The following is a 5,672-nucleotide window of genomic DNA, read 5'->3' as shown; positions in this document are numbered from 1 at the left end:
GAGTACGTCCGGTACGAGGGCTTCCGGCCGGCACGCCGAGAGCACGCACCGGACGCCGCTCCTCAACGGGCAAACGTTGCCTGCCGCGGCACTAGGTCGTGACCGCAGACGTCCCGCCTGCCCCGCGACGCCTGGCACGCTCCCCCATGCTCTCGACTCCGCTCGAGCAGGGGGCACCCCCACTCGCCGCACCGGACGAAGCCCCGAGTACGTCCCGTGCGAGCAACTCCGCCCGGCACGCCGAGAGCACCCAGACGCCGCGGGGCCCGCCCTCCGGGCGGACGACGGGCCTGTCGCGGACACGACCCAGGTGTATTGATCGCCAGCGTTGTTAACGCTGGCGGGTCTTGAGCATGGCGAAGACCTTCGGTGTGGTGGAGCTGTCCAGGAACACACCGCACGGAGGTCTTCGTGTCCCACCGTGATGCCCGGCTGACCGTTCACGGCCGGCGGCTGCCCGTCGAACGGGTAGGCGCCGGCCGCCGATCACCCGCGCCAACAACCCTGCGGGTCAATACACCCAGGGCCTGTCGTGTGGATCAGGTTCCAGAGCCGGTCGTCGCGGTCGGTCCGGCGCCGTCGTCCGCCGGAGGAACAGCCACAGCGACGCGAGCAGCACGGTGCACAGACACCAGCTGCCCACCACGTCCAGCGGCCAGTGGTAGCCATGGCGGACCAGGCCGTAGCTCGCGCCGAGGACCAGGGCGGCGCAGAGGGTGATCAGGGCGCGGCGGGCCAGGGCCGTGCGGAGCCAGGGGAGCAGGAGCAGGGTCGCGGAGCCGTAGGCGATGGCGGCCGTGGCGGTGTGGCCCGAGGGGTAGTAGCCGGTGCCGGGCGGTTCGGCCGGGGTGCCCGGCCGGGCCATGAGCGCCTTCAGCGGGACGACCAGCGCCGGGACGAGGGCCATGAGCAGGGCCGCCGCGGCGACGGGCAGCCACCAGCGGTCCGCGCCGGCGCGGCGGTGGCGTACGGCGGCGTATCCGAGCGCGACGGCGAGGACCGGGACCGCGACCGGGATGGTGCCGAGGTCGGCGAGGACTTCGGAGCAGCGGTCCGGGTTCACCAGGACGCGGCTGAGCCGCTCGTCGAGCCGGACGAGCGGGCCGTCGGCGGCGACCTGCCAGGTGATCAGGGCGAACAGGAGGGCCGGAAGGGCGAGCAGAAGGGCGACCGGGCCCCGGAGTGTGGCGCGTTCCTGGTTCGCGGAGATCGGCATGGGGCACAGCTTGGCACGAGCACAGACGCCGACCCGGCCCCTGCGGAGGATCACGTGAACCAGCCGTCCCACGACGTCGGCCTCTTCGACCACTGCCCCTGGCTCTTCGCCGGACAGGCCTCCGGGGAGCAGCGCGCCGCACAGGAGCAGCGGCAGAAGCGGCTGCTCGCCGGGCCCGGGGAGGTGCGCCTGGGCGAAGGCTGCTTCGTGGCGGACACGGCCGCCGTGCACCCGGACGTGCTGCACCTGGGCGACCGCTCGTACATCGCGGCCCACGCCTACGTCACCGACGCCATACGCATGGGCGCCGACTGCACCGTCAACCCCTTCACGGTGGTGCGCGGGACCGTGACCCTCGGAGACGGGGTGCGCATCGGCGCCCACAGCTCGCTGCTCGGCTTCAACCACGGCTTGGCGCCCGACCTGCCGGTCCATCAGCAGCCGGTCACCAGCCAGGGGATCACGGTCGGTGACGACGTGTGGATCGGCTCGCACGTGGTCGTCGTGGACGGGGTCACCATCGGCGACCACTGCGTCATCGGAGCGGGGGCGGTCGTCACGAAGGACCTGCCCGCGTGGTCGGTGGCGGCGGGCAACCCGGCACGCCGCCTCCGCGACCGGCGCGAGCCGCGCGGGGCGAAGCGCCTGGCCGGCCCCGAAGACCTCGCCGGGGAACTACGGGCGTTCGCCGGAACGGCCCGGGCCCGGGCGACCGACCTGCTGGACCGCTCCTGGCGCCCGGACACCCGCCGCTACGCCGACCGGCCCGGCACCGAGCCGACCGTCCGGGCCCACTGCGACGCCGTCGAGATCGCCGACCTGCTCCTCGGGGACGTTCCGCCGCACCTGCCCGCCCCCGAACACGTCGAGCGGCTCAGGGCGTTGCAGGACCCCGCCACCGGCCTTGTCCCCGAGTACGGCGCCCCGGCGCCGCTCCCGGGCCCCGCCGGGGTGCCGGACGGCGACCCGGCCTATCACGTGCTGTGCGTCGGCTACGCGCTCGACCTGCTCGGCAGTTCCTTCGCCCACCCGGTCCACGCGGTGCGGACCACCACGGCCGACCGGCTGGTCCGGCACCTCGGCGAACTGCCCTGGACCGGCCGTGCCTGGCACGCCGGGGCGTGGGTCGACTCCTGGGCCACCGCCGCGCACTGGAACCTGCGCGCAGGAGGCGAAGCGGCCGCGCCGGGCGCGCTGGAGGCGCTGTTCGGGTGGCTGCACACCCACGCCGACCCGTGGACCGGGATGTGGGGCTCACCCATCCGGGAGACCGGACGCCTGCAGATGGTCAACGGCTACTACCGGCTCACCCGCGGTTCCTTCGCCCAGTTCGACCTGCCCGTGCCGTACGCGGAGCGCGTCATCGACACCGTCCTGGACCATGCCCGCGACCCCCGCCACTTCGCACCCGGCCGGGAGAACGCCTGCAACGTCCTGGACGTGATCCACCCCTTGTGGCTGTGCGCACGGCAGACCACGCACCGCTCGGAAGAGGCCCGCTCCTGGGCGGCGTCCCAGCTCACGGCGGCCCTGGGCCGGTGGCACCCGGACGGGGGTTTCGCCTTCGGCCCCACAGCCGACGGCTCCGGACCGGGCCGCGAACCCGGCCTGCAGGGCACGGAGATGTGGCTCGCCATCGTCTGGCTGCTCGCGGATGTCGTCGGCGTGGCCGATGCGCTGGGCTACCGCCCGCGGGGAATTCATCGCCCGGAACCCGCACCGGTGGAGAGGCCGGTCTGACGGGAGGGGCGGAGAGGGAGGTCGGCCGCCCCGGAACAGGGGGGGGGTGGTTCCGGGGCGGCCGTACGGACCGGAACGTCGCGCGCCCCGGGGGGTTTGGGGCGGGCGACCGTCCGATCGGTGAGGAGATCCAGAGCCTCAGGCTCCGGTTGTGTGCGCGAGGGCACGACCAGGTCGAAGCTGGGGAGGCCCCGGCCTGATGTCACCCACAGTCCCCTGTGGGCGGGGTGTATCTCTCATCTGGGTAGAACCTACGACAGGGCCGGGGCGCAGGACAGGCCGCGGGGCCCCCTGTCATCCACCTCGCACACCTTCTTCACACGCTCTGCCGCTCGCCGCCCCGGTGACGGAACCGGGGCGGCTCACCTGCGCGGAGGCCGGCTCGGACGCGCGCTGGAGGCTCAGATGCGGGAGAACGCCTGCTCGATGATGTCGAGGCCCTCGTTCAGCAGGTCCTCGCCGATGACCAGCGGAGGCAGGAAGCGGAGCACGTTGCCGTAGGTGCCACAGGTCAGGACCAGCAGACCCTCGGCGTGGCACGCCTTGGCGAGCGCGGCGGTCGCCTCCGGGTTCGGCTCCTTGGTGGCGCGGTCCTTGACCAGCTCGATGGCGATCATGGCGCCGCGGCCACGGACGTCGCCGACGATGTCGAACTTCTCGGCCATGGCGGTGAGACGCGCCTTCATGATCGCCTCGATGTTCTTCGCCCTGGCGTTGAGGTCGAGCTCCTTCATCGTCTCGATCGAGCCGAGCGCACCGGCGCAGGCGACCGGGTTGCCGCCGTAGGTGCCGCCCAGGCCACCGGCGTGCGCGGCGTCCATGATCTCGGCGCGTCCGGTGACGGCCGCGAGCGGCAGACCGCCGGCGATGCCCTTCGCCGTCGTGATGAGGTCCGGGACGATGCCCTCGTCCTCACACGCGAACCACTGGCCAGTACGGCAGAAGCCCGACTGGATCTCGTCGGCGACGAACACGATGCCGTTGTCCTTGGCGAACTTGCTGATCGCCGGCAGGAAGCCCTTGGCCGGCTCGATGAAGCCGCCCTCGCCGAGCACCGGCTCGATGATGACCGCGGCGACGTTCTCCGCGCCCACCTGCTTGCTGATCTGGTCGATGGCCTGCGCGGCGGCCTCGGGGCCGGCGTTCTCAGGCCCGGTCGGCCAGCGGTAGCCGTACGCCACCGGCACCCGGTACACCTCGGGCGCGAACGGCCCGAAGCCGTGCTTGTACGGCATGTTCTTGGCGGTCAGCGCCATCGTCAGGTTGGTGCGCCCGTGGTAGCCGTGGTCGAACACCACGACGGCCTGCCGCTTGGTGTACGCCCGCGCGATCTTCACGGCGTTCTCGACGGCCTCGGCGCCGGAGTTGAACAGGGCGCTCTTCTTGGCGTGGTCACCGGGGGTCAGCTCGGCGAGCGCCTCGGCGACCTCGACGTACCCCTCGTAGGGCGTGACCATGAAACAGGTGTGGGTGAAGTCGGCGAGCTGCGCCGACGCCCGCCGTACGACGGCCTCGGCGGAGGCGCCCACGGACGTCACGGCGATGCCCGACCCGAAGTCGATCAGCCGGTTGCCGTCGACGTCCTCGATGATCCCGCCACCGGCACGCGCCGTGAACACGGGCAGCACGGACCCCACGCCCTGCGCGACCGCGGCGGTACGGCGGGCCTGCAGCTCCTGCGACTTCGGACCGGGAATGGCGGTGACGACGCGGCGCTCCTGCGGAAGTGCGGTCATGCGGGGCTCCTGGGGTGGTGCGGATGGTCTGTACGACGCTTGGCTTCTTTTCTCGCAGGCTAGGGCGGAGGAAGGGGGGTGGGCATGCTCCATGTGGGCGTTGTCGGCGGGGCGCCTTGTCCGGGGTGGACATGGCCGTCTCGTGGCCCCATGCCCACGCCCCGGCCGCGTAAGCGGTGAACTCCCCAGGGGAGGGCGTTAGATTGGCTCGCTGATGGTGGACGGAGCGGCTGGTCAGGGGGCAAGGGCGATGGACAGCGACGGGACGCAGGACGCGCGGGGTACGCATGCGAGCCCTGTGCCGCGTCCGGCGGGGCCGCCGGAGGTGCCCGCGATGCCCCCCCGGCCGCCCCGGGCACCGGCGAACCCGCCGCCGGACGGGTCGGCGTTCCTCGCCTGGCTGCGGGCACCGCGTCCCGACGCCGCGCCGGGCGTGTGGCGGTTCGGGCACCGGCCGCGGCCCGCGGAGGAACCCGAGGAGATCCCCACCCGGCAGCTGCTGAGCGGGGCGCTGATCGCCTTCCTCGTGGGATGGCTGGTCTGGTCGCTGCTGCAGAACGGGTACCTCGGCACCTGGTGGTGGGTGCCGTTCGACCTGATCGTTCCCGACGCCTGGCGGGGTGGCGACAGCGACCTCGGTGAGACCGGGACGTTCATCGTCTACCAGGGTTACGAGCTGCTCGTCGCCCTGGGGATCATGGTCGGGGCGGCCCGGCTCGGCCGCTGGGGCGAGGTATGGCGCCGCTTCGTCACCCCCCGCTTCCGCCGGCCGGAGGCCCCGGTGACCCGTACGGCCCCCGAGGACGACCCGGCCCAGTGGAACGAGCTGCGTGCCGCCGGGGCCGCGGACGCCGCCGAGCGCCTCGCCGGCGAGGCCCGTTCCGGGCTGATGCGCGACGTCGACCACGCCCGGATCCTCCGCGCCTGGCAGGGGGTGCCCGCTTCCTCCACTGTCTGCCGTTCACGTTCGAGGTCCGGCC

General features: G+C 73.0%; 3 protein-coding genes and 2 pseudogenes. 2 read left to right on the top strand and 3 right to left on the bottom strand.

What is annotated here, in order from left to right:
* Nucleotides 1–511: 511 nt before the first annotated feature.
* Nucleotides 512–1,216, bottom strand: a complete 705-nt coding sequence (locus ABZ281_RS34965) for a phosphatase PAP2 family protein (protein WP_356662098.1) — start codon at nt 1,214–1,216, stop codon at nt 512–514.
* A 54-nt stretch (nt 1,217–1,270) separates the two neighbouring features.
* Between ABZ281_RS34965 and ABZ281_RS34960 the strand changes: the two genes are divergently transcribed.
* A complete protein-coding gene (locus tag ABZ281_RS34960; protein ID WP_356662096.1) occupies nt 1,271–2,956 on the top strand; it encodes an acyltransferase in 1,686 nt (561 codons plus the stop codon).
* A 36-nt stretch (nt 2,957–2,992) separates the two neighbouring features.
* Here ABZ281_RS34960 and ABZ281_RS34955 read toward each other — a convergent pair.
* Both ABZ281_RS34955 and gabT read right to left on the bottom strand, forming a co-directional pair.
* Nucleotides 2,993–3,196 (bottom strand): annotated as a pseudogene (locus tag ABZ281_RS34955) (phosphoesterase); the annotation flags it as partial.
* A gap of 161 nt (nt 3,197–3,357) precedes the next feature.
* Complete coding sequence (gene gabT, locus ABZ281_RS34950) at nt 3,358–4,692, bottom strand: 4-aminobutyrate--2-oxoglutarate transaminase (protein WP_356662094.1); 1,335 nt, start codon at nt 4,690–4,692, stop codon at nt 3,358–3,360.
* 250 nt (nt 4,693–4,942) lie between these two features.
* Here gabT and ABZ281_RS34945 point away from each other — a divergent pair.
* Nucleotides 4,943–5,672: pseudogene (locus tag ABZ281_RS34945) on the top strand (ATP-binding protein); the annotation flags it as partial.

This window comes from Streptomyces sp. NPDC006265, assembly GCF_040613555.1.
In the GTDB taxonomy this organism is placed as follows: Bacteria; Actinomycetota; Actinomycetes; order Streptomycetales; family Streptomycetaceae; genus Streptomyces.
Note: the sequence above shows the minus strand (reverse complement) of the source record. Positions and strands in the feature narration are given on the sequence as shown.